This is a genomic window from Streptomyces sp. NPDC056373 (genome assembly GCF_042262425.1).
In the GTDB taxonomy this organism is placed as follows: domain Bacteria; phylum Actinomycetota; class Actinomycetes; order Streptomycetales; family Streptomycetaceae; genus Streptomyces.
In genome coordinates this window covers 225,574-245,954 of record NZ_JBHJPX010000015.1, presented here as the reverse complement: position 1 = coordinate 245,954, position 20,381 = coordinate 225,574, and the positions used below count along the sequence as shown (strand labels likewise).

Sequence of the window (20,381 nt, the reverse complement as noted above, 5' to 3'; positions counted from 1 at the left end):
CGGGGGGGGGCCGCCGGCGGGGGGGGGCGGTCGTCGCCCGTCTGTGGCGGGGGGGTGGGGGGGGGGGGGGGCTGCCCCCCCCCCCCCCCCCCCGTCACCCGTCCGTGCGGGGAGGTGTCACACCGCCCCCCGCACCCGGCGATCGAGCAGACCGGTCAGCACCCGGTCCGGTGACAGCGGGAGTTCACGCAGGCGTACGCCCGTGGCGTGGTGCACCGCGTTGCCGATCGCCGCGGCCGTTCCGACGATGCCGATCTCCCCGATCCCCTTGCTGCCCATGGGATTGAGCCGGGAGTCCTCCTCGTCGAGCCAGTGCGCGTCGATCTCGGCGACGTCGGCGTGCACCGGCACGTGGTACGACGCCAGGTCCGACTCGGTGAAGTCACCGAACGCCGCGTCCATGGTGCTGCCCTCGGTCAGTGCCATGCCGAGGCCCATCGTCATGCCGCCGACGAACTGGGAACGCGCCGTGCGGGCGTTGAGGATGCGGCCCGCCGCGTACACCCCGAGCAGCCGGCCGACCCGTACTTCGCCGGTGACCGTGTCCACGGCGACCTCGGCGAAGTGCGCCCCGAAGGCGTGCCGCGCCCAGGCGCTCTCCACGTCCGCCGTGCCCCTCGTGTCGGCGCGGACGTCGAGACCCTGCTCCGGCAAAGGCCCCGGGTGCTCGGCCAGCCGCCGCGACAGCTCGGCACAGGCGGTGTCGACCGCCCATCCCCAGGAGGCGGTGCCGCCCGAGCCGCCGGCCAGCGACGCCCAGGGCAGTTCGGTGCTGCCGACCTCGATCCGCACCCGCTCCAGCGGCACTCCGAGTGCGTCGGCACCGACCTGTGCGAGCACGGTCCGGGCGCCCGTACCGATATCCGTGGCGTTGATCCGCACCAGGAACGTCCCGTCGGGCAGCGCGCGGACCGCCGCCGCGGAGGGCCACACCTTGACGGGATACGTCGCCGCCGCCACACCCGTCCCCAGCAGGAGAGATCCTTCCCTGCGGGAGCGCGGGCGAGGATCGCGTCCGTCCCAGCCGAAGCGCCGGGCGCCCTCGCGCAGGCACTCGACCAGATGCCGGCTGCTGAACGGCTTGCCGCTGTCGGGCTCGACGTCCGGCTCGTTGCGGACGCGCAGCCCGATCGGATCCATGCCGAGTTCGGCGGCGAGCTCGTCCATGGCGGACTCCAGCGCGTACATGCCGGGGGCTTCGCCCGGAGCCCGCATCCAGGACGGCGACGGCACGTCCAGCGCCGCGACCCGGTGCACCGTGCGACGGTGCGGCGCGGCGTACATCACTCGTGCGGGCACCGCCGCCTGCTCCACGAACTCCTTGATGCGGGAGGTGTGCGTGGTGACCTCATGGACGAGCGACGACAGCCGCCCGTCCTCGCCGGCGCCCAGCCGCAGCCGGTGCAGCGTAGGGGCACGGTGCCCGACGACGGAGGGCAGGAAACGGCGGGGGAGCGCCACGGTGACTGCCCGTCCGGTCTCGCGTGCGGCCATCGCGGCGAGCACGACATCGGGCCGTGGCGTGCCCTTGGAACCGAATCCGCCGCCGACGTGCTCGGCGGTGACGACGATCCGCTCCCTGGCCATCTCGAACAGTCCGGCGAGCACGCCCCGTACGGCATCGGTGCCCTGGCTGGAGGTGTGCACGGTGAGCCGGCCGTCCTCCCAGCGGGCGGTGCTGGTGTGCGGCTCCATGGGGTGGTTGTGCAGCGGCGGCACCTGGTACGCCACGTCGACCCGGGCGGCCGCGGAACGGAACGCTCCCTCGGGGTCGCCCCGGTCCTGGACGGCGGGGTACCCGGCGTTGACCTCCTCGGGCACGTACACACCCGGGTGCGAGACGCTGAGGGCCACGTCGTGCTCCTCGGCCTCGTAGGTGACGCGGACGGCGGCGGCGCCGGCCCGGGCCGCCTCCAGGGTCTCGGCCACCACCAGGGCCACGAACCAACCGCGGTGTGGAACCCGGGCGTTCTGCAGCACGGCGAGCGTGGGATCGTCCGGCTCCGCGAGGCGCGGCGCGTTCTCGTGGCTGAGGACCGCGAGGACACCGGACACGGCCAGCGCCGCCGCCGTGTCGACGCCGGTCACCCGCCCCCGGGCCACCGCCGCCGGTACGGGCCAGCCCTGGGCCCTGCCCGGGGTGTGGAACTCGGCGGCATAACGGGCGGTGCCGGCGACCTTCTCCCGGCCCTCCCGGCGCTCCGCGGGCGCTCCCACACTGCCGGTCATGAGGCCCTCCCGGTGAGCGCGCCGTCGGCGAGCCGCGACAGGACGTCCACGGCGAGATTGCGGGCGAGCGGCACCTTGTAGGCGTTGTCCCGCAGGGGCTGCGCGGCGGACAGCTCCGTCTCGACGGCGTGCTCGAACGCCGCTCGGGTCGGGGCCGCGCCCAGGAGTGCCTCCTCCGCCCGCCGGGCCCGCCAGGGCCGGTGGGCCAGCGCCCCGAAGGCGAGTCCCGCATGGCCGAGGACCCCGTCGTCAAGACGCAGCACGACCGCGACGGAGGCGAGTGCGAAGGCGTACGAGGCCCGGTCCCGGGCCTTGCGGTACGCCGACGGCAGCCCGGCCGTGGCGGCCGGCAGCAGCACGCCGGTGACCAGCTCGCCGGGGCGGATCTCGGTGTCCTGCTGGGGCCGGTCGCCGGGCAGCCGGTGGAAGTCGGCCGCCGGAACACCGCGGGCCCCTTCGGGCCCGACCAGCTCGACCCGCCCGTCGAGAGCGGCGAGCGCCACCGCCATGTCCGACGGATGGGTGGCGATGCAGTGCGCGGAGTGGCCGAGCACCGCGTGGTCACGGTGGACGCCGTCCCGCGCGCCGCAGCCGCTGCCCGGCTCGCGCTTGTTGCACGGTTTCGACAGGTCCTGGAAATAGGGGCACCGGGTGCGCTGGAGCAGGTTCCCGCCGGTCGTCGCCGCGTTGCGCAACTGCCCGGAGGCCCCTGCGAGCAGCGCCTGCGACAACGCCGGGTACCGGTCGCGGACCAGGGGGTGGGCGGCGAGGTCGCTGTTGCGGACCGTCGCCCCGACGCGCAGGGCTCCGTCGGGCAGTTCCTCGACCCTGTCCAGGGGCAGCCGGGTGACGTCGATGAGAGCGGCGGGCGTCTCGACGCCGAGCTTCATCAGGTCGACCAGGTTGGTGCCGCCGCCGAGATACCGGGCGCCGGCGTGCGAGGCGTACGCGGAGGTCGCCTCCTCGACGCTGCCGGCGCGGACGTAGGCGAACTCCTTCACGGGATCACGTCCTCGACGGCGTCGACGATCCGCGGATACGCACCGCACCTGCAGAGATTGCCGCTCAGCCGCTCCCGGATCTCCTCCCGGTCCAGCGGCACCGGCCGGCCCGAAGGCGCCGCCGGGTCGGTGACGTGCGAGGGGTGACCGGCCGCCGCCTCGTCGAGCGCACCGGCCGCGGAGCAGATCTGGCCCGGGGTGCAGTAGCCGCACTGGAAGGCGTCGCGCTCCAGGAAGGCCCGCTGGAGCGGATGCGGTTCCTCCCCGTCGCCGGACAGGCCCTCGACGGTGGTGACCTCGCAGCCCTCCAGGGCGACCGCGAACAGCAGGCAGCTGTTGACACGCCGCCCGTCCACCAGGACCGTGCAGGCGCCGCACTGACCGTGATCGCAGCCCTTCTTGGCGCCCGTGAGCCCGAGATCCTCGCGGAGCAGGTCCAGCAGGACCCGCCGGTGGTCGACGGTGAGCTTATGGGGTTTGCCGTTGACGCGGAGCGCGGTCCGCGAGTGGTGCTGGTGGTTGCCCATGTCGTGGAGGACCTTCCCGGGCGGGCCGTGGTGCCGTACGGACCGCGTATCCAGGAGGCGGCGACTGACACGTGCGCCGGGCGAGGAGGGTGTTACGACTCCGACGTCACGCGCGCGGAGGTGTTCTGCTCGTCGCTCCCTTCGCTGCTCTCCGCCTCGCTCGGGGAGTGGTTCTTCGCGTCTGCGACGGGGGGCGCCGGGCGCTTGACCTTGAAGCGTTCGAACGTCCGTGTGAGCTGCTGGAGCGGGGATGAGGCGGGCGGACCGGACGGACGGGGTCCGGCGGGAGCACTCGCAGCGGACTCCTGGTAGGCGGCCAGGGCCTCGTGGGCGCTCTCGGCGGCCTCCCGGTACAGGTCACGGGACTTCGTCATGGCCTCCAGCGCCTCCGCGTACATGGCCACCAGGCCACGCTGGCGGTCCAGCTCTTCCCGGAGGGTCAGCAGGTGCCAGTCCTCCCGCAGTGCGGTGAGGGCGTCCTCGGCGCCGTCGGGCAGGGGCCTGCTCAGCGCGGCGAACCGCGTCACCGCGTCGACGAGGTCGGCCGGCTCGGAGCCGTCGAGGAAGACCGCGCGGACCGAGAAGTCCCCCGCCCGGTAGTTCTCCGGAGCGGGAACCCCCGGCAGGACCACCGCTCCACCGCGCGGCACCTCGACGCCGGTGTCTCGCAGGGCCCAGTTCAGGCCGCGCAGCTGCTGCGGGGCGGCGTGATGCTCCACCACCCGGTGGCGCAGACCCGGCGGCAGCCACCGCGCCACCGGCGCACGCCCGCGGTCGTCGGTGGTCATCGCCTCGTGGACCACCACGTGGATGTGCCATCCGCCGCGCACGGCGTTGCGCAGCAGACGACGGATCTCCTTGTCGTCCTGGGGGAGGATGTTGATCTCGTGCAGGACCAGACGGGTGGCGGCGTCCTGGTTCCAGGCGGTGTCCGGCTCCTCGGGCCACATCAGGGCGGCGGGGGAGGGCCAGGCGTCGTCCCACGGCTGCTCGGCCTCCGCGACCAGGGTCCACTCCTGCCCGGGCCCGGCGTCCCCTTCGGGCCGCAGGCTCAGCCGGGCGCGCACGGTCACGTCGTCACCGACCCGCCAGCGGGCCTCGAAGACCCGCTCCGCCGGAGCCGTTTCGTCGTCGGGCACCTCCAGGAAGTCGTCGATGGCCTGGCTGTCCTTGCGCTGCTGCAGCGAGCGCCGGAGAACGTCTTCCGCGGAACCCGGGGCGTGGCGGCCGCGCGCCAGCCACACCGTGTCGGGAGTCATGGGGCGGACGGTGAGGGAGGTCTGCATGGGTCCATCTGTGAACGGGGGTGGGTGCGCTTGCAAGTATCGTCGCCGCAGGCCGACGGGTGCTACCCGGGGTCGCACGGGGCTCCGGGCGCCGGTGGCGTACGTGTCCATGGCCCGTCACCGCCGTCGGCGGCGGCCGAACCGGCACCCGCACCGGCCGGTCCTGGGCGTCAAGATCGTCGTGATGCGGCTGCCCGCCGGACCGGGCCGTCCGTCCGCCCCGGCCCGCTCGCGGCTGACGCGCTCTCTCGCGCGCACGCCCTTTTCCTCGTCCGTCTCGCCGTGGGTCATGCGCACCGCCTACCCGCGCCGGGCTGCGCCATGTGACGCGGGACGAGCGGCGTGTGACGGAACGCGGCGCGATGCGGCGCCGGGCGGTGTGAGGTGGCGCCGGGCGGCGTGAGCCCGGCCGAGCGAGGCCCCGGGGAGGCGCCGGGTGCGCGGGTGTGCGCCGTGCGCGCGGGGTGTGCCTGCCGCGCGCACATCGGGTGATCTCACGCGTGGTCCGTCCGTCACGCGGTCCCGACAATGGTGCGCACGAGCAGGACCCGCCCACCATCCGCATCGGGGCGGGTCCTGCTCGCCCGGCGTGACCTGGAGCGCCGCTCAGAGATCGGCTCCGTCGACGGGACGCACCGCCTCCGGCCGGCTCGCGGTCCAACTGGCGAGGACTTTCAGCCGGTCCTCGTACGCGGTGCCCGGCTCGGCCGTGTAGAAGGTCATGGAGTGGGCCTCGCGGGCCGACACCGGCAGGTCCAGCGGCTGGTAGGTCAGTTCCAGGAAACCCGCGTCGGGGTGGTGAAAGCGTTTGACGCCGCCGTGGTGGATCCGCACGTTGTGCGCGGCCCAGCGGGTGCGGAACTCGTCGCTGACCGTGCACAGTTCGCCGACGAGCTCGCGCAGCCCCCGGTCGTGGGGGTAGCGGCCCGCCTCGGCGCGCAGCAGCGCGACGGTCATCCTGGCACCGGAGTCCCAGTCGTCGACGAAGTCCTGCGAGCCGGGTTCCAGGAAGTAGTACCGGGCGAAATTGGGGCGGCCGTGCTCGACCGTGACCTCGCTGCCGAACAGGGGCGCGAACAGGGCGCGGGCGAGGGCATTGGTGGCCACCACGTCCAGACGGCCGTTGGTGACGAACGCCGCGGACAGGGTGGCGGAGTCGAGCAGCCACTGCACGCGCGGCGGGACCTCGACGGGCTTGCGGCGGCGCCGGTTCGCCGGGCCGGGCTGGGCGGCCTTGGCCAGGTCGAACAGGTAGGTGCGTTCGTCCTCGGTCAGTTGCAGAGTGCGGGCGACCGCGTCGAGGACGTCCTCGGAGACACCGCCGATGTGCCCCTTCTCCAGCCGCGTGTACCACTCGGTGCTCACCCCGGCGAGGACCGCCACCTCCTCCCGGCGCAGCCCGGGGACCCGGCGCCGGCCGCCGGTGGGCAGTCCGACCTGCTGGGGGGTGAGCTGGGCGCGCCTGCGGGCCAGGAAGTCACGGATGTCGGCGCGATTGTCGGAGCGGTGGTCCATGCCCTCACGCTACGGCGCCGCACCGAGGCGAGGGGGGTTGAGCTTGTACCCCCGATAGACGCGGTCTCCCGCACAGCCGGAAAGGGCGGTTCCGTGGGACACGCACCTCGATCCCGATCCACCGGAGCCGACGTATGACCACGCGAGGAGAGACCCTCCGCGCTCCCGCCGGGCCACGCCCCGGCACCGACGACGCTGCCGGATCACTCTCCGGCGACCACGCTCCCGCCGGTTCGCAGTCCGGCGACCACGTCCCCGCCGGGGCACTGCCCGGCGACCACGCCCCCGCCGGGTCACGCTCCGGCCACCACGGGCATCCGCCCACCCGGCTCCCGCTCGTCGTGCACGTGCTCGCGCTCGGCACCTTCCTGATGGGCACCACCGAGTTCGTGGTGGCGGGCCTGCTGCCGGAGATCGCCGGTGACGTGCAGACGAGCGTGGCCCGGGCCGGGCTGCTGATCACGGTCTTCGCGGTCGGGATGATCGTCGGCGCACCCCTGATGGCGCTGCTGACGCTGCGGCTGCCCGGGCGCCTGACGCTGATCCTCGCCCTGGGCGTCTTCGCGGCGGGACACGTCGTCGTCGCGCTCGGTTCCGGATTCGGTGTGCTGCTGGCGGCCCGCTTTCTGACGGCCCTGGCGACCGGGGCGTTCTGGGCGGTGGCCAACGTCGTGGCCGCGCACGCCGTCGGCCCCGCCGCGAGCTCCCGCGCCCTGGGCGTGGTGGGCGCCGGAGCGATGCTCGCCAACGTCGTCGGTGTGCCGCTCGGCGCCTTCGCCGGGCAGCTCATGGGCTGGCGGGGACCCTTCTGGGCCCTGGCCGCCCTCGGAGCGGCCGCCACGGTACTCATCGCCCGTCACGTGCCGCGCGACACCGGGAGCCCGGAAGCGGTCTCGGTCCGCTCGGAACTGTCCGCCCTGCGGTCGGGCCGCCTGTGGCTGGCTCTCGCGGCCTGCGTGACCACGACCGGTGGGGTGCTGTCGACGTACACGTACATCTCGCCGCTGCTGACCGGACGGGCCCACCTCGCCGCCGCCCTCGTCCCCCTGGTCCTGGTCGGCTTCGGTGCCGGCGCCCTGGCGGGCTTCCTGGTGGGAGGCCGGCTGGGCGACCGCCGTCCCCACGCGACGACCATCGCCGCCGCTGCGGTGACCACGGTCCTGCTGCTGTCGGTCTGCCTGCTGTCGGCACACGCCGCGCCCACGATCGCGCTGATCGCCCTGCTGGGCCTGTTCGGGCTCGGCGCCAACCCGGTGCTGATCTCCCTGGGCGTCCGCTTCGCCGGCCAGGCCCCCACCCTGGGGTCCGCGCTGACCGTGTCGGCGTTCAACCTCGGCACGGCCGTCGGCTCATGGGTCGCGGGCCTCGCCCTGGACTCCCCTCTGGGAGCGACGGGGCCCGCCGCCGTCGGCACCGCGATCGCCGCGCTCACGCTGATCCCCACGATCGCCGTCGCGGTCGTCCAGCGCCGCCGGTCCGGAAGGCCCCTCGGCGCGATCGTCCGGCGTTCAGCCCACGGGAACGCCTGAGGACCGGCTTCGCCGAACCTCTTCGCGAACCCCGTGCCGGCACCACCTGTTCACAAAGCACCTGATCACGAACCACCTGCCGAAGAACCACCCGCTCGAGAAGCACCTGCTCGAAAAGCACTCGCTTCGCAACCCCCGAGGAGCAACCCCATGCGCGCTGCTGTTCTGCATGCCCCCGGTGACATCCGGGTCGAGGAGATCGCCGACCCGAGGATCACCGCCCCGACGGACGCCGTCATCCGGCTGAAGGCCACATGCGTCTGCGGCTCGGACCTGTGGCCCTACCGCGGCGTCGAGTCGGTCGACGGCCCCCTGCCGATGGGGCACGAGTACGTCGGTGTCGTCGAGGAGGTCGGCAGCGACGTGACCAGCGTCGAGCCCGGCCAGTTCGTCGTCGGCTCCTTCGTCGCCTCCTGCGGCACCTGCGAGATCTGCCGCTCCGGCTACCCCTCCTCCTGCGTCCACCGCGTGTTCATGGCCCAGGTCGGCACCCAGGCCGAGCGGGCCCTGATCCCCCATGCCGACGGCACTCTCGTCCCCCTGCCGGGCACGCCCGACGCCGACCTGATCCCCGACCTGCTGGCCGCCTCGGACGTGCTCGGCACCGGATGGTTCGGGGCGGTCGCCGCCGAGGCGGGCCCCGGCCGGACCGTCGCGGTCGTCGGCGACGGCGCGGTCGGTCTGCTGGCGGTCCTGGCCGCACGACAGCTCGGCGCGGAGCGGGTCATCGCGATGAGCCGCCACGAGCCGCGCACGCGCCTGGCCCTCGAGTTCGGCGCCACGGACATCGTCACCGAACGCGGCGACGAGGGCGTCGCGAAGGTCAGGCAACTGACCGGTGGCCTCGGCGCCCACTCCGTCGTCGAAGCGGTCGGCACCCAGGAGTCCATGCGGCAGGCGATCCGGTCCGCCCGGCCGGGCGGACACGTCGGCTTCGTGGGTGTCAACCACGACGTCGCCCTCAGCGGCGAGGAGCTCTTCTTCTCCCAGGTCCACCTGCACGGCGGTCCCGCCCCGGTGCGCCGGTACCTGCCCGAGCTGATCGACCTGATATGGCAGCGGAAGATCAACCCCGGCAAGGTCTTCGACCTGGCCGTCCCGCTCGACGAGGCCGCCGAGGCCTACCGGGCCATGGACGAGCGGCGCGCGATCAAGGCCATGCTCACCCTGTGACCGGCCCCGGCCCCGGCCCCGGCCCCGGCCCCGGCCCCGGCCCCGGCCCCGGCCCCGGCGCCCGCCGCGGCGGCGCCGACGCCGAGCCGATGCGCGGACGGCGCGTTGCGATGCCTGTCGGGGCGGGGACCGGGTACTAGTGCCGCGACAGGCAACGTTCGCCCCGTCGCGACGCCCGGCACGCGCTCTCGCCGCACCGGACGCCGCTCCTCGAAGGGCGGACGTCGCCTGCCGCGGCAACAGGTTTCCGCACCGGCCGGTGCTTGGACGCAGGAGAGAGGACCGGGGGCAGTGGCGGTAAAGGCGATGGGGTGGGCGCACTCGTTCCGAATGTCCGAAGGAGTGCGTGCGGGGAGGGAGTGGACGCGCGAACGCCTCGCAACCCTGCCCTGGGCCGCTTACGAGCCGGACACGGTGGACGCGGTGGTGCTGGCGGTGTCCGAGCTGATCACCAACGCACACGTCCACGCGCACAGCGACGCGCACCTGGTCCTCACGTGGGACGGCGACTGCCTGCACGTGAGCGTCCACGACGAGGACCCGACGCTGCCGCGCCAGTGTGACCCGGATCCGGGCGAGGCCTCCGGCCGCGGAGTGGCGATCGTGCGCAAGCTCGCCGACGAGTGGGCGATGAGGTGCCAGCGACACGGCAAGACGGTGACCGCGTGCTTCCGTCCCGCCGGCCCCGAGGGCGGCAGCGCACGTTGAGTTCCGCTCACCGACGAGGCCCCCTGACGAGGCCCCCTTCGAAGGAGAAGTGTCGTGTACCTGGCCCGAGGGTCGAGTGACGACCCCTACGTCTGGCTGTGGGTCCTGGGCGCCCTCGCGCTGTACGCGCTGATCAGCTACGGGCTGCAGTACCGCGCCCGCGCCCGGCGCGGTTCCGCCCACCCGGCTCATGACGCCCTGCACGACCTCAAGGACCGGGAGGAACCCCAGCCGCCCGGGAACCGGATCGTCAGCCGCGTGATCATGCTGGGCGGAGCGGGGCTCACCGGGCTGGTCGCCTACCTGACGAGTGGCGCCGTGCGCGTCCTGACGGTCGGGCTCACCGCCGTGGTGGCCGTGACCGTCTGGGCGTACTACGACCACCGCACGGAAACGCGCGCCGCCGCCGGGTCATGAGCCGGCCCGGCCATGTAGGCCGGCCGGCCATGAGACGGACAAGGACCCCACCCTCCGCAACCGGAGGGTGGGGTCCGATGCGTCAGCCGGCCCCGGGGTGCTTGCCGGGCCCCTCGGCGCCCGGGTACAGCGGAGTGGGCGACAGCGTGCTGTCCTCCTCGCCCGGCTCCAGCAGGGTGTCGGCGGCACCCACGATGAGGGGATCGGGTGTGCCCACCGCTTCGTGGTCCTTGCTCGCGTAGTCGACGCGTGACAGCAGGCTGCGCATCGTCTCCAGCCGGGCACGCCGCTTGTCGTTGCTCTTGACGACGGTCCAGGGGGCGTGCGCGGTGTCCGTGGCGCGGAACATCTCCACCTTCGCCTCGGTGTAGTCGTCCCAGAGGTCCAGCGATGCCAGGTCGGTGGGGGACAGCTTCCACTGGCGCACCGGATCGACCTGCCGGATCGCGAAGCGCGTGCGCTGCTCGGAGCGCGACACCGAGAACCAGAACTTCACCAGCAGGATCCCGTCGTCCACCAGCATCCGCTCGAAGGCCGGGCACTGGTCGAGGAACAACTCGTACTCGTCCTTCGAGCAGTAGCCCATCACGCGCTCCACGCCGGCCCGGTTGTACCAGGAGCGGTCGAGGAGGACGATCTCCCCGGCCGTCGGCAGATGCGCGATGTAGCGCTGGAAGTACCACTGGCCCGCCTCGCGTTCGGTGGGCTTGTCCAGGGCGACGACGCGTGCGCCGCGTGGGTTGAGCCGCTCGGTGAGCCGCTGGATCGTCCCGCCCTTGCCCGCCGCGTCCCGTCCCTCGCACACGACGACCAGGCGTGCGCCGGTGTCCTTGACCCAGCGCTGCAGCTTGAGCAGCTCTATCTGCAGGATGCGCTTGGTCCGCTCGTACTCCTTGCGGCCCACCTTCCGGTCGTACGGATAGTTCTCCCGCCAGGTGCGGATGGGGCGCCCGTCACCGTCCAGCACGATCGGCTGCTCCCGTCGGCTGGTGTCCACGGTCAGCCCGTCCAGCAGCCTGGCGGCGTCTTCGGCGTCTTCGGCGCTCATCGCTCGACTCCCCGTTCGGCTCGCAGGTCGGCACCGGGCGTACGGTGCACGTCGTGCGGGTACGGCTCCCGTCGCCGGTGAACGCGTACACGGGTGCCCCGCCCGGCCCCGCCCATGTGAGGTGCGGTGCGGCTACGCCCCGGGCCGCGCCGTGGTACGCCGCCCCACCAGCAGCAGACGCGCGGCGTTCCGGCCGATCTCCCGGCCCGCCTGGTCGACGCTCGTCAGGGAGATCGGGCCGAGCGCGGCGAAGGCCGTGTTGTCGTAGCCGGCCACCGAGAGGTCCCCCGACATGGACGATCCGCCGGTGGGGCGCCCGTGAACGGACACGCTCGGCGCGGGCCCGGCCGAAGGCGGGCCCGCACTCAGAGCGCGGTACCCGTCTCCTCCGCCAGGGCCCGCACGAGACGGTCCTGGAACGCCTCGTCGTGGACGGCGTGGTGCGGCTGCGACCGCCGGCCGTGGTACCAGTACCCGCCGGTGGTCAGGGCCTCCGGGTCGTCGCTCGACGCCAGCCACTCCTGCGTCCGGTGGCCGAGCTCGAGGTCGTCCGGCGCACCCGGCCCGCCCATCCTCGTCGGCACCCAGCCGGGATCCACGGCGTTGCTCGGCGCCCCGGGGCGCAGCCGGGCCACCGAGGCCGCCAGCGCCGTCACGAACAGCTTGCTGTCGGCGTACGACCCCGCGCTCTCGCCCCGCCAGTCGGTCCCGTCCAGTGCCGACGGGCGCCCGCCGAGATGCGAACCGCTGCTCAGGAACACCAGGCGGCGCGGCCCGCGCAGCAGGGCGGTCAGCAGATAGGGGGCGACGATGTTGACCGGCATGACCGCGGGTCCGCTCCACACCCCGGCGTTGTGGACGACGGCGTCGAGCGGCGGCGAGGCGTTCAGCTCGTCGGCGACCCGGCGCACGGCGTCACGCTCGGCGAAGTCGCCCACCACGACGTGCGCCCCACGGCCGGCCGGTTCGTCCAGTGCCTTCGCCCGCTCCGGATCGCGGGCGTGCACCACCACGTCGTGCCCGGCGGCCAGCAACGCCTCCGCCGTGGCCCGACCCAGCCCCTCCACGGACCCGGTCACCAGGATCCGGCGCACCGTTCCTCGCATGAGACTTCCTCCTTCCGCAGGATCCGCGGCCCCCGCAGGGACACGTCCTGCATACACGGCCGTCGACCCCGGGTACCCCGTCGATCCGCGCGGCGAGTTCTACGCCAGTGCGTTCACCGCTGCCGCGAAGACCCGTGGCAGACGCGTCGCGGTGGGCGTGATGAGAGGCGCGAGCGCGGGTCGCTGGCGGGCCCGCACCAGGAGGTCGGTCAGCAGCCGGTGCCGGCGGGTGGCGCGGTTCCAGTCGGCCTCGTAGCGGTCCGGCGTCCCGCGGCGCACGTTCGCGACGAGAGCCCGCGCGCCCGTGAGGGCCAGGGAGATGCCTTCGCCGGTGAGGGCGTCGATGTAGCCGGCGGCGTCACCGACGAGCAGCACCCGGCCGTGGAAGCGGGTGCGCACCCGCTGACGCAGTGGCCCGGCGCCCCGTACAGCGGTCACGGCCGCCGTCGGGGGCAGGCGGGCGGCCAACTCGGGAAAGGCCGCCAGCTGGGTGTCGAAGGAGCCCCGCAGGGACGTCAGGAGCGCCACGCCGACCAGTGAGGGGCCCAGCGGGGTCACGTACGCCTCCGTGTGCGGCCCCCAGTGCACCTCGACGCAGGACGCCCACGGCGGCACCGCGAAGTGCCGGCGCAGCCCGTACCTGGGTTCGCCACGGGCTCTCAGCTCCAGGCCGAGCGACCGGCGCACCGGTGAGTGCAGCCCGTCCGCGGCCACCAGCCACCGGGCGCGCAGACCCGTGCCCGGCACCGTCACGCCCGTGGCGTCCTGCCGTACGGCGTCGATACGCAGGGGCAGTACGGGCACACCGGCGTCGGTGACGGCCCGGTGCAGGGCGTCGTGCAGGCCGGTGCGGCGTGTGCCGAGGCCCGGCCCCTGCCGGAAGTCCGCCTGGACCCGACGGTTTCCCTGCACGTAGCGGATGCCGGTGATCGGCCGGCCGGGGACCTCCAGACCGAGGGCGCGGAGCGCTCGCACGGCATTGGGCATCAGGCCCTCGCCGCAGGCCTTGTCGACCGGCGCGGGGCGGGGCTCCGCGACGACGACGTCGAGGCCGGCCCGGGCCGCGTGCAGAGCGGTGGCCAGGCCCGCGGGCCCGCCTCCGGCGATCACCATGTCGAGGGTGGCGTTCATGCGGGCACGGCCCGGGTGAGGGCGGCGTTCTCGCAGCGGATGCGGACGGTCAGCAGCCACGCGTTGGCCACGGTGAACACCAGCGCGCTCAGCCACGCACCGTGCACCAGCGGCAGGGCCGCGATCTCCACGACGACGGCCACGTAGTTGGGGTGCCGCAGGAACCGGTAGGGCCCGGTGCCGACCAGACGTGCCCCGGGGACGACGATGACCCGGGTGTTCCAGTACGGCCCGAGCGTCATGACGCACCACCAGCGCAACGCCTGGGCCAGCACCACGAGGACGAGCATGGGCGGGCCGAGCGCGGGCACGAAAGGCCGGTCGGCCAGGGCGGGTTCGAGAAGGCAGCACAGGAGCAGGCCGGTGTGCAGGGTGACCATGGCCGGGTAGTGGCCGCGGCCGTGCTCGACACCGGCGCGGGCCAGGGTCCAGGAGGCGTTGCGCCGGGCCACGACCAGTTCGGCGAGGCGTTCCGCGCCGATGGCCAGGACGAGAAGTGCGTACCAGGTCATGAGGTCACCAGCGCAGCAGGACGAGTTCGGAGCAGAAGCCGGGGCCCATCGCCATGAGCAGGCCCCAGCTGCCGGGCTCGGGCCGCGCGGATTCGCGGATGCCCTGCAGGATGTGCAGGACGGAGACGGAGGACATGTTCCCCACGGCCGCCAGCGAGTTCCACGCGGACGCCAGGGCGTTGTCCGGCAGTTCGAGGGTGTCGGCGACGGCGGAGAGCACCTTGGGCCCTCCCGGATGACACACCCAGGTGCCGATGTCCTCGACGGTGAGGCCGTGGTCCGCCAGGAAACCGCGCAGATGCCGGCCGAAGTGGCTCCGAACGATGCCGGGGATGCCGGCACCGATGACGACGCGGAACCCGGTCGTGCCGATGCTCCAGCCGAGGAGCTGCTCGGTGTCCGGATACAGCCGGCTGCGCGTGGCGATCACCGCGGGGCCGGTGGCGTCCGGTCCGGCGGCTGTGCCGGCGCGGGCGACGAGCGCGGCGGCGCCGTCCCCGAACAGGGCGCCGGCCACGAGGTTGGCCTGGGAGTCGTCCCGTCGCTGAAGGGTCAGCGAGCACAGTTCGACGGTGAGAAGCACGGCCGTGCCACCCGGGTGCCCACGCAGGTAGTCGTGCAGCCGTGCCAGCCCGGCCGCGCCCGCCACGCACCCCAGTCCGAACACCGGCACCCTCTTTACGTCGGGGCGCAGGCCCACACGCCCGGCCAGCCGGGCATCGAGCGAGGGGGCGGCGATGCCGGTGACGGAGGTGCACACCAGGAGGTCGACATCGGCCGGTTCGAGTCCCGCCTCCTTCAGCGCGCCGGTGAGGGCCTCCTCGCCCAGCTCGAGACCGGCCGCCATCCACGCGTCGTTGGCCTGCCCGAAGTCGCCGAGGGCGGCGTACCGTGTGATCGGCAGCGCGAGGTGCCGGGCGCGGACCCCGGCGGACGCGTGCAGGCGCCGCAGCAGGGCGCGGTCGGCTCCCGGGGCCAGGCACAGATCGCCGATCGGTTCGGTGAGGTCGTCCTGGGTGTAACGGTGCGCGGGCAGCGCCGTGTGGACCGCCGTGATCGTGGTCCCCGCCGGGGGCCGGACCGTCTCCCGCACCGTGCCGGGTGAGGCGGGGAGATCTTCGGCCGTCACGGGGACACGCATATCGACAGTGCCTCTCTCGCCCTGTTTGTCCATTTATCTTGCCTGTGTGTCTCTACACCCGTCACCGGTCCTTCCCCGAGCGACACGCCGCGTGCCGGCGTTGTTGCGCTCCTGCCACCTGGAACCGGCGCTCGCCGTGACGGTGCTCGCGACGGTGCTGGCCGTCGCCGCCGGCCGGGGCGCGTCGGCGTCGGCCGTGGTGGCGGCCGCCGTGCTGGCGGGGCAGCTCTCGGTGGGCTGGTGCAACGACGCGGCCGACGCCCGGCGCGACGCGGCCTGCGGGCGCGGCGACAAGCCGGTGGCCACCGGCGAACTCCCGCTCCGGGCCGTGGCCGTCGCAGCCGGCGCGGCCCTGGTCCTGTGCGTGCCGCTGTCCCTGCTGAGCGGCGCTGTCGCTGGGGCGGCGCACCTCGCCATGGTCGCCACCGCCTGGAGCTACAACCTGCTGTTCAAGCACACGCCGCTCTCCCCGCTGCCCTACGCCGTCGCCTTCGGCGCACTGCCCGCGTTCGTCACCCTCGGCCTGCCCTCGCCGTCCTGGCCCGCCTGGTGGGCCATGGTGGCCGGAGCCCTGCTGGGGGTGGGCGCGCACCTGGTCAACGTGCTTCCGGACATCCAGGACGATCTCGCGACCGGGGTGCGCGGCCTGCCGCAGAGACTGGGCCGCAGAGCCTGCCGATGGCTGGCCCCGTCCCTGATGCTCGCCGCCGTCTGCGTGCTCGTCACCGGCCCGCCCGGAGGCGTGGGGCGCCCGGGCTGGGTACTGGCGGGGGCGGCCGTCACGGTCTCGGTCGCGGGCACGGCCCTGCCCGTCGACGACCGCAGCCGGTGGCCGTTCCGGGCGGCGGTCATCGTGGCGGGCCTGGCTGTGACCCGACTCCTGCTGCTCGGGGCGGACATGACGTGAGAGCCGAGGGCTGCCCGGCAGTTCAGGATCGCGTTCGCGTCCTGCCGGTCGGTCGCGTTCCTGCCCGCCGTCGACGAGGTGCCGGCCGACTTCCCCGGCCACCGTGCTGTGGCGGTTGCGCCTCTGCGCCCTGGCCGTCCAGACCGTTCTCCGGGCGGGATCCGGCCCGCCCGTCGGCGAGTCGGCGCAACACTTGCTGAACCCCGGGTCCGAGACGGCCGCCGCTCCGGCCCGCCCGGCTGCCGCACCCCACTGACCCCGGCCGCAGCACCGACCGTGTCCCGGCGAGCCGGTCCGCGACTCAGAACCCGGAGCCGGCTTCCGGCACGTCCAGCGGGCGCCCGAGCCGGAGGTTCCAGCGCCCGCCCCGCCCGCTGAACTCCGTCGCGGTGAGCGGGGGCACGTCCAGCCGCCAGAATCCCGACGCCGGCAGGCCCAGCGCGTGGACCACGGCCGCCCGTACGACGTCCGGCTCGACCACGGCGAGCGTGCGCCCGTCCGTCTCGCGGAGGCCGTCCAGCCAGTGCGCCACCCGCGCACACGCGTCCCGTACCGATTCCCCGCCGTGGGGTGCGCTGGAGGGATCGGTCAGCCACCGCCCCACCGCCTCCGGTTCGGCGACGGCCACCTCGTCGAGGGTCCGGCCGCGCCACCGCCCCACATCCAGGCCCGCGAGCCCGGCCGCCTCGGCCCCGTCCAGGCCGAGCGCCCCGGCGGTCTGCCGGCAGCGCGCACTGGGGGACACCACCACCCGGGCGGCCGAGGGCAGCGACCCGGCCGCCGCCGCGGCCCGCTCCCGCCCGCGGTCGTCGAGGGGGCTCCCGTCGTCGAAACGGGCCTGCCGCAGCGACCGGTTCATCGCCGGGGAGATGAGGACGACTCGACTGGTCACCCGACTGTGTGCCCCCTGCCCGACACCGCGGTCACGTCTCCGACCGGCTCTGGATCCGCATGCCCGGGCGGCGCCGGTGCACCGTCACGTACGCCAGACCGTCCGCGCCCGCGGTCACACTGCGAACGCTGCCGTGCGGCAGCCACACGAGGCTGCCGGGCTCCACCGGGCGCGGCCCGGCCGCTGAGCCGAGCGTGCCGTCTCCCGAGACGACGAGCAGCAGGACGTCCAGGTCGGGCTCGGCGTGGGCGTCGATGGACCCCAGGGCCGGGACGCGGACGAGGTTGGCGTCCAGTTGCCGGCCGGGTTCCGCCAGCCGCCACAGGGCGCCGGTCGCTTCCGGCTCGGCCGCGGCGAGCGACCCGGTGTTGCCGAGGATCCGCGGAAGGGGAGTGCCGGCCACGCCGGGGAGCTCCTCCGGGTCAGTCATGGATCGTGCCACCATCCGATACGGGCCTGCCCTGGGCCGGCTCACCTGTACGGCAGGCGATCCGCGCCTCTCCCGTGCGGACGCCCAGAGGAATCTAGCATCGGCCGCGGTCCCGGCCGCGGCCGATGCGCGCTCACTCCTCGTCGGACGTGGTCGGGCGGGTCCGTCCGGGCTCCGGTGCCTCGCCCTCCTGCGCGCGGGCGTGCAGTACGTCACCGATGAACAGGTCGTACACCAGTACGCCGATCACACCGCCGACGAGCGGCCCGACGATCGGGATCCACCAGTAGTCGCTGAACGCCCCGGCCAGGCTGCCCGGAAACGCCAGTCCGTCCCATCCCGCCATCCAGGTGAACAGGCGCGGGCCGAAGTCGCGGGCCGGGTTGATGGCGTATCCCGCGTTCGCCCCGTAGGACATGCCGATGGCCGCCACGACGAAGCCGATGACCAGCGGGCCGAGATTCGCCTTCACGGCCGTGTTGCGCAGGTCGATGATCGCCACGACCAGCATGACCAGGAAGGCCGTGCCGACGATCTGGTCGAGCAGAGGACCCCAGACGCCACCGCCGAAGTACGGTGCCGGGAACGTCGCGAAGATCGAGAACGAGGCGAGTGTCTTCCCGTTCGTCTTCGGCCCCTTGAAGGCGTCGTCGAAGGCGTTGATGGCGTCGTGGTACACGGCGTAGACCAGGGCCGCCCCCGCCAGGGCGCCGGCCACCTGGGACACCCAGTAGGGCAGGACCTTGACCCAGGGGAACTTGCGCCGGACGGCGAAGGCCAGGGTCACGGCCGGGTTGATGTGCGCCCCGCTGACGCCACCGGCCACGTAGATGCCGAGGATCACGGCCATGCACCAGCCCCAGGTGATCAGGAGCCAGTCGCCGGCGCTGAGGAAGAAGATGGTGGGCCCCTCGGTACGGCCCGAGCCGGGCAGCGCCGCCACCGTCATCGCCACCACGCCGCACCCGAAGGAGATGAGGACGAACGTCCCGAGGAACTCCGCCAGGCACTCGCCCACCAGGCCTGCACGACGTCTGAGCCTGGAGGGTTTCACCAGAGGCTTGATCTCCACTGCCATGTGATTTCTCCCTGAGGTCGCTGCGGTCGCCGCGTGACGTGCGGTAATCACGTGGTAACCCGGCGCGTGGCGCGCGGCAACCGCAGGGCGACCCTCGGGCGGCTCGCTCACGCCGCCCCCGGACCGGCCGGCGGCGGCGTGTCCACCTTGATCCTCAGTGGCCCGGGGGCGTCTCCTCGGTGGACTCGCCGTCCCATAGGCCGAGCCGGACGCAGCACTCCCCGGGCTCCGGTTCCAGCGCCGCGCGGACGCCGCTGACCTCGAGGCCCTCGAGGTACCCGCTGAGGAACGCCTGGTTCATGCCGCACACCAGGTCCGGTGCCCTGGCGGCCAGCGGATGGAAGGGGCAGTTGCGCAGCCGGATGCGGGTCGGCGTTTCCCGTACGGGCTCGTAGCCGTACCCGTCCAGCAGGCGCTCGCAGGTGGTCAGCCCCCGCTCGGCGCCGAGCCGGCCCGGGCGGGACTCGTGCCGTGCGGCCTCGCCCACCAGCCGGCCGCGCTGCCGCGCGGCGCGCATCGCGGCCTGCGTGGCGGTTTCTCCGGCCTGCTCGGTCAGGACGGCGTCCAGGAGCAGATCGGCCAGCAGCTCGTGCCGCCGGTCGGGGATGTTCACGGTGATCTGGTCGCCGGTGGGCTCGTACACCTTCGGCTGCCTGCCGACCTTGCGGGTTCCGCCCGGCGCTTCGTAGCGGGCGCGCAGCAGACCGGCGTCGACCAGCTTGTCGAGGTGGAAGGCGGCGAGTTTGCGGGAGATGCCGACGCTGGCGGCGGCCTCGTCACGGGTGACGGGACGCCCGGCCCGCCGGATGAAGGCGAACATGCGCCGGCGTGAGTCCTCGCTCAGGACGCTGACGGAGTCGATGGCGCTGCCGGTTGGGTCGGCCTGCGCGGGCGGGTCGGAAGCCACATGACCACGGTAACTCCCACACGTGTGGGAGCGAGGGCCGTTCTGGCGTTGTGGTCTGCACACCTTGACGCGGGCGCGGAATAAAGGAAAAACTTGTTGGTGAAACTCTGGGAGGCAATCATGGTCCCGTTCTCACCGCACTCGGCATCGGAGGCAGTCGACATGCCGGAGCACCCCGCGCCGGCCTCCGTCCGGACGGAGCCCCACGAGGCAGAAGCGACGGCACCCGTGCGGCCCGCCCTGCGGGTGGTCCACGAAACCGACGGGATCGACCTGGCCGCCGCCGAGGTCGCCGCGGGCCGGTTCCTGGAGGCCCTCGGCATCTCCACGACCTCGGAGAGCCTGCGCGGCACGCCCGGCCGGATGGCCCGCGCCTACGCCGAGCTCTTCAGCCCACGCCCCTTCGACCTGACCACGTTCCCCAACGACGAGGGCTACGACGAACTCGTCCTCGCCCGGCGCATTCCGGTCCGCACCGTCTGCGAGCACCATCTGCTGCCGGTGGTCGGCACCGCCCACGTCGGCTACCTGCCCGGGGCCCGCATCCTGGGCCTGTCCAAACTGGCCCGCGTCGTCGAGCACTTCGCCTGCCGCCCTCAGGTCCAGGAACGCCTGACCAAGCAGGTCGCCGACTGGCTGCAGACCCATCTGGAGCCCAAGGGCGTCGGCGTGGTCATCGAGGCCGAGCACTCCTGCATGACGCTGCGCGGTGTGCAGGCCACCGGCTCCGACACCCTGACCTCCACCCTGCTCGGCCTCCTGCGCTCCGACGCACGCTCCCGCGGCGAGTTCCTCGCGCTGACGGGGGTGACCAGGTGAGCGCGGTGCGGCGCCCGCGACCGCC

The 20,381-nt window shown here is 73.7% G+C and carries 21 protein-coding genes; 6 read left to right on the top strand and 15 right to left on the bottom strand.

Annotation, left to right across the window (positions count from 1 at the left end; genetic code table 11):
* Window positions 1–117 precede the first annotated feature (117 nt).
* The 5 genes from ACFCXS_RS30045 to ACFCXS_RS30025 all read right to left on the bottom strand — a co-directional run bounded on the left by ACFCXS_RS30045 (window position 118) and on the right by ACFCXS_RS30025 (window position 6,558).
* A complete protein-coding gene (locus ACFCXS_RS30045) occupies window positions 118–2,229 on the bottom strand; it encodes a xanthine dehydrogenase family protein molybdopterin-binding subunit (protein ID WP_376646486.1) in 2,112 nt (703 codons plus the stop codon).
* Entirely contained in the window at window positions 2,226–3,230 is a 1,005-nt protein-coding gene (locus tag ACFCXS_RS30040) for an FAD binding domain-containing protein (RefSeq protein WP_376646485.1), read from the bottom strand. The genes ACFCXS_RS30045 and ACFCXS_RS30040 overlap by 4 nt, the downstream gene beginning before the upstream one ends.
* Entirely contained in the window at window positions 3,227–3,757 is a 531-nt protein-coding gene (locus ACFCXS_RS30035) for a (2Fe-2S)-binding protein (RefSeq protein ID WP_376646484.1), read from the bottom strand. The genes ACFCXS_RS30040 and ACFCXS_RS30035 overlap by 4 nt, the downstream gene beginning before the upstream one ends.
* Window positions 3,758–3,849: 92 nt before the next feature.
* Window positions 3,850–5,043, bottom strand: a complete 1,194-nt coding sequence (locus ACFCXS_RS30030) for a hypothetical protein (protein ID WP_376646483.1) — start codon at window positions 5,041–5,043, stop codon at window positions 3,850–3,852.
* A 606-nt stretch (window positions 5,044–5,649) separates the two neighbouring features.
* Entirely contained in the window at window positions 5,650–6,558 is a 909-nt protein-coding gene (locus ACFCXS_RS30025) for a helix-turn-helix transcriptional regulator (protein WP_376646482.1), read from the bottom strand.
* Window positions 6,559–6,692: 134 nt separating this feature from the next.
* Here ACFCXS_RS30025 and ACFCXS_RS30020 point away from each other — a divergent pair, with 134 nt between their 5' ends.
* The 4 genes from ACFCXS_RS30020 (at window position 6,693) to ACFCXS_RS30005 (ending at window position 10,385) form a co-directional block, all read left to right on the top strand.
* Window positions 6,693–8,087, top strand: coding sequence for an MFS transporter (locus ACFCXS_RS30020; RefSeq protein WP_376646481.1), 1,395 nt, complete (start codon window positions 6,693–6,695; stop codon window positions 8,085–8,087).
* Between the two features lie 150 nt (window positions 8,088–8,237).
* Window positions 8,238–9,260, top strand: a complete 1,023-nt coding sequence (locus ACFCXS_RS30015) for a zinc-dependent alcohol dehydrogenase family protein (RefSeq protein ID WP_376646480.1) — start codon at window positions 8,238–8,240, stop codon at window positions 9,258–9,260.
* A gap of 291 nt (window positions 9,261–9,551) precedes the next feature.
* Window positions 9,552–9,968: an ATP-binding protein gene (locus tag ACFCXS_RS30010; protein ID WP_376646479.1), complete on the top strand. Its 417-nt coding sequence runs from the start codon at window positions 9,552–9,554 to the stop codon at window positions 9,966–9,968.
* A 54-nt stretch (window positions 9,969–10,022) separates the two neighbouring features.
* Window positions 10,023–10,385, top strand: a complete 363-nt coding sequence (locus ACFCXS_RS30005) for a hypothetical protein (RefSeq protein ID WP_376646478.1) — start codon at window positions 10,023–10,025, stop codon at window positions 10,383–10,385.
* A gap of 82 nt (window positions 10,386–10,467) precedes the next feature.
* On the opposite strand, the gene ppk2 is transcribed toward ACFCXS_RS30005, so the two are convergent.
* The 6 genes from ppk2 to ACFCXS_RS29975 all read right to left on the bottom strand — a co-directional run bounded on the left by ppk2 (window position 10,468) and on the right by ACFCXS_RS29975 (window position 15,323).
* Entirely contained in the window at window positions 10,468–11,433 is a 966-nt protein-coding gene (gene ppk2 / locus ACFCXS_RS30000; protein WP_376646477.1) for a polyphosphate kinase 2, read from the bottom strand.
* Window positions 11,434–11,565: 132 nt separating this feature from the next.
* The gene (locus ACFCXS_RS29995; RefSeq protein ID WP_376646476.1) at window positions 11,566–11,727 is read right to left on the bottom strand and encodes a substrate-binding domain-containing protein; all 162 of its coding nucleotides are present in this window, start codon (window positions 11,725–11,727) and stop codon (window positions 11,566–11,568) included.
* A 71-nt stretch (window positions 11,728–11,798) separates the two neighbouring features.
* Complete coding sequence (locus ACFCXS_RS29990; RefSeq protein ID WP_376646475.1) at window positions 11,799–12,539, bottom strand: SDR family NAD(P)-dependent oxidoreductase; 741 nt, start codon at window positions 12,537–12,539, stop codon at window positions 11,799–11,801.
* A 99-nt stretch (window positions 12,540–12,638) separates the two neighbouring features.
* Complete coding sequence (locus ACFCXS_RS29985; protein ID WP_376646474.1) at window positions 12,639–13,670, bottom strand: NAD(P)/FAD-dependent oxidoreductase; 1,032 nt, start codon at window positions 13,668–13,670, stop codon at window positions 12,639–12,641.
* A complete protein-coding gene (locus ACFCXS_RS29980) occupies window positions 13,667–14,182 on the bottom strand; it encodes an isoprenylcysteine carboxyl methyltransferase family protein (protein WP_376646473.1) in 516 nt (171 codons plus the stop codon). Before ACFCXS_RS29980 ends, ACFCXS_RS29985 begins: the two co-directional genes overlap by 4 nt.
* Before the next feature lie 4 nt (window positions 14,183–14,186).
* A complete protein-coding gene (locus tag ACFCXS_RS29975; RefSeq protein ID WP_376646472.1) occupies window positions 14,187–15,323 on the bottom strand; it encodes a type III polyketide synthase in 1,137 nt (378 codons plus the stop codon).
* A 91-nt stretch (window positions 15,324–15,414) separates the two neighbouring features.
* On the opposite strand from ACFCXS_RS29975, the gene ACFCXS_RS29970 reads away from it, so the two are divergent.
* Window positions 15,415–16,230 (top strand): UbiA family prenyltransferase, encoded by an 816-nt coding sequence (locus ACFCXS_RS29970; protein WP_376646471.1) that lies wholly within the window; start codon window positions 15,415–15,417, stop codon window positions 16,228–16,230.
* A 301-nt stretch (window positions 16,231–16,531) separates the two neighbouring features.
* Here the strand turns inward: ACFCXS_RS29970 and ACFCXS_RS29965 are convergent, their stop codons facing one another.
* From ACFCXS_RS29965 to ACFCXS_RS29950, 4 genes are all read right to left on the bottom strand, one after another.
* Window positions 16,532–17,122 carry a histidine phosphatase family protein gene (locus ACFCXS_RS29965; RefSeq protein WP_376646470.1) on the bottom strand — a complete coding sequence of 197 codons (591 nt, stop codon included), beginning with the start codon at window positions 17,120–17,122 and terminating at the stop codon, window positions 16,532–16,534.
* A gap of 31 nt (window positions 17,123–17,153) precedes the next feature.
* Window positions 17,154–17,552 (bottom strand): hypothetical protein, encoded by a 399-nt coding sequence (locus ACFCXS_RS29960; protein ID WP_376646469.1) that lies wholly within the window; start codon window positions 17,550–17,552, stop codon window positions 17,154–17,156.
* A gap of 133 nt (window positions 17,553–17,685) precedes the next feature.
* The gene (locus ACFCXS_RS29955) at window positions 17,686–18,630 is read right to left on the bottom strand and encodes an MIP/aquaporin family protein (protein WP_376646468.1); all 945 of its coding nucleotides are present in this window, start codon (window positions 18,628–18,630) and stop codon (window positions 17,686–17,688) included.
* 154 nt (window positions 18,631–18,784) lie between these two features.
* Entirely contained in the window at window positions 18,785–19,537 is a 753-nt protein-coding gene (locus ACFCXS_RS29950; protein ID WP_376646467.1) for a helix-turn-helix transcriptional regulator, read from the bottom strand.
* 162 nt (window positions 19,538–19,699) lie between these two features.
* Between ACFCXS_RS29950 and folE the strand changes: the two genes are divergently transcribed.
* Entirely contained in the window at window positions 19,700–20,356 is a 657-nt protein-coding gene (gene folE / locus ACFCXS_RS29945; RefSeq protein ID WP_376646466.1) for a GTP cyclohydrolase I, read from the top strand.
* Window positions 20,357–20,381 lie beyond the last annotated feature (25 nt).